The organism is Flavobacterium coralii, assembly GCF_019891545.1.
GTDB classification, from domain to species: Bacteria; Bacteroidota; Bacteroidia; order Flavobacteriales; family Flavobacteriaceae; genus Flavobacterium; species Flavobacterium coralii.
On the sequence record NZ_JAHDIU010000017.1, the window covers coordinates 1 to 2,874 of the forward strand.

At 50.2% G+C, this 2,874-nt stretch carries 1 rRNA gene; it reads left to right on the forward strand.

Going from position 1 to position 2,874, the window contains the following annotated elements:
• Positions 1 to 139: 139 nt before the first annotated feature.
• A 23S ribosomal RNA gene (locus KJK34_RS14920) occupies positions 140 to 2,833 on the forward strand.
• The last annotated feature ends 41 nt before the right edge of the window (positions 2,834 to 2,874 follow it).

Here is a 2,874-nt window from a genome sequence, read left to right on the forward strand (position 1 = left end):
AAACGTTCATTGACATATTGCGATAAGAAACAAAGTAGAAAAGAATAGAAAGCACAGATTTTAGTGTTTAGCCAATAGCGAAGAGGCAATAGTTAATTCTGTTGGCTCATGCCTGATGGCTCTTTACTAAATAAAAGTACAATAAGCAAAATAAGGGCGTATGGGGGATGCCTGTGGCTCTCAGAGGCGAAGAAGGACGTGATAAGCTGCGAAAAGCTGCGGGGATTGGCACATACGAGKTGATCCGCAGATATCCGAATGGGGCAACCCACTATGTTGAAGACATAGTATCCGCAAGGAAGCAAACCCGCTGAACTGAAACATCTAAGTAGGCGGAGGAGAAGAAAACAAAAGTGATTCCGTAAGTAGTGGCGAGCGAACGCGGAGCAGCCCAAACCGGTTATGTTACGGCATAACCGGGGTTGTAGGACTGCGGGACCATCCGGTAAGGCTAAATACTCCTGAGAGACCGATAGTGAACCAGTACCGTGAGGGAAAGGTGAAAAGAACCGTGAATAACGGAGTGAAAAAGAACCTGAAACCATACGCCTACAAGCGGTCGGAGTCCGCCTCGGCGGATGACGGCGTGCCTTTTGCATAATGAGCCTACGAGTTACCGTTGCCGGCAAGGATAAGCACTTAAGGTGTGGATCCGTAGCGAAAGCGAGTCTGAACAGGGCGTTTTAGTCGGTAATGGTAGACGCGAAACCGTGTGATCTACCCATGGGCAGGTTGAAGCTGTGGTAACACATAGTGGAGGACCGAACCGGTTGACGTTGAAAAGTCTTCGGATGACCTGTGGGTAGGGGTGAAAGGCCAATCAAACTCGGAAATAGCTCGTACTCCCCGAAATGCATTTAGGTGCAGCGCTGTGATAGTTTATTAGAGGTAGAGCTACTGATTGGATGCGGGGGCTTCACCGCCTACCAATTCCTGACAAACTCCGAATGCTAATAAATGTTTCACATCAGTGAGGGCATGGGTGCTAAGGTCCATGTCCGAGAGGGAAAGAACCCAGACCATCAGCTAAGGTCCCCAAATGTATGCTAAGTTGAAAAAACGAGGTTTGTCTGCCCAGACAGCTAGGATGTTGGCTTGGAAGCAGCCATTCATTTAAAGAGTGCGTAACAGCTCACTAGTCGAGCGGACGAGCATGGATAATAATCGGGCATAAGCATACTACCGAAGCTATGGATTTGTATTATATACAAGTGGTAGGGGAGCATTCTAACGGCGCCGAAGGTGTGCTGCGAGGCATGCTGGAGCTTTTAGAAAAGAAAATGTAGGCATAAGTAACGATAATGCGGGCGAGAAACCCGCACGCCGAAAAACCAAGGTTTCCTCAGCTATGCTAATCAGCTGAGGGTTAGTCAGGGCCTAACGCGAACCCGAAGGGGGTAGTGGATGGACAACAGGTTAATATTCCTGTACCTGCTATACGATAAAGTGACGGAGGCGTCTACTGGGTGCGTGCTGACGGAAATGCACGTTGAAGGGGCTGGTAACACCCCGATAGTACACTAAAGCTCCGGCTGCGGTGATAATCCCGGGAAGCGACTTCCAAGAAAAGCGAGTATAGCAGCCTGTACCGCAAACCGACACAGGTGGTTGGGATGAGTATTCTAAGGCGCTCGAGAGATTCATGGCTAAGGAATTAGGCAAAATAGACCTGTAACTTCGGGAGAAAGGTCGCCCACAGCAATGTGGGCCGCAGTGAAAAGGTCCAGGCGACTGTTTATCAAAAACACAGGGCTCTGCCAAATCGAAAGATGACGTATAGGGCCTGACACCTGCCCGGTGCCGGAAGGTTAAGAGGAGATGTTATCTTCGGAGAAGCATTGAATTGAAGCCCCGGTAAACGGCGGCCGTAACTATAACGGTCCTAAGGTAGCGAAATTCCTTGTCGGGTAAGTTCCGACCTGCACGAATGGTGTAACGATCTGGACACTGTCTCAGCCATGAGCTCGGTGAAATTGTAGTATCGGTGAAGATGCCGATTACCCGCAGTGGGACGAAAAGACCCTGTGCACCTTTACTATAGCTTAGTATTGACCTTGGATAAGTGATGTGTAGGATAGGTGGGAGACTATGAAGCGGGTTCGCCAGGACTTGTGGAGTCATTGTTGAAATACCACCCTTTGCTTATCTGAGGCCTAACTCTCTTAAGAGAGGACATTGCTTGGTGGGTAGTTTGACTGGGGTGGTCGCCTCCAAAAGAGTAACGGAGGCTTCTAAAGGTTCCCTCAGCACGCTTGGTAACCGTGCGTAGAGTGCAATGGCATAAGGGAGCTTGACTGAGAGACATACAGGTCGATCAGGTACGAAAGTAGAGCATAGTGATCCGGTGGTTCCGTATGGAAGGGCCATCGCTCAAAGGATAAAAGGTACGCCGGGGATAACAGGCTGATCTCCCCCAAGAGCTCACATCGACGGGGGGGTTTGGCACCTCGATGTCGGCTCGTCACATCCTGGGGCTGGAGAAGGTCCCAAGGGTTGGGCTGTTCGCCCATTAAAGTGGCACGCGAGCTGGGTTCAGAACGTCGTGAGACAGTTCGGTCTCTATCTACTGCGGGCGTTAGAAATTTGAGTGGATCTGATTCTAGTACGAGAGGACCGAGTCGGACGAACCGCTGGTGTATCTGTTGTCCCGCCAGGGGCACCGCAGAGTAGCTACGTTCGGAAGGGATAAGCGCTGAAAGCATATAAGCGCGAAACCCACCACAAGATGAGATTTCTTTTAAGGGTCGTGGAAGATGACCACGTTGATAGGCTACAGGTGTAAAGGCCGTAATGCCAAAGCCGAGTAGTACTAATAACCCGTAAGCTTATGTACGCCTTTCCTGCCCCGCAAGGGGCAGGGAAACACTTTCTACA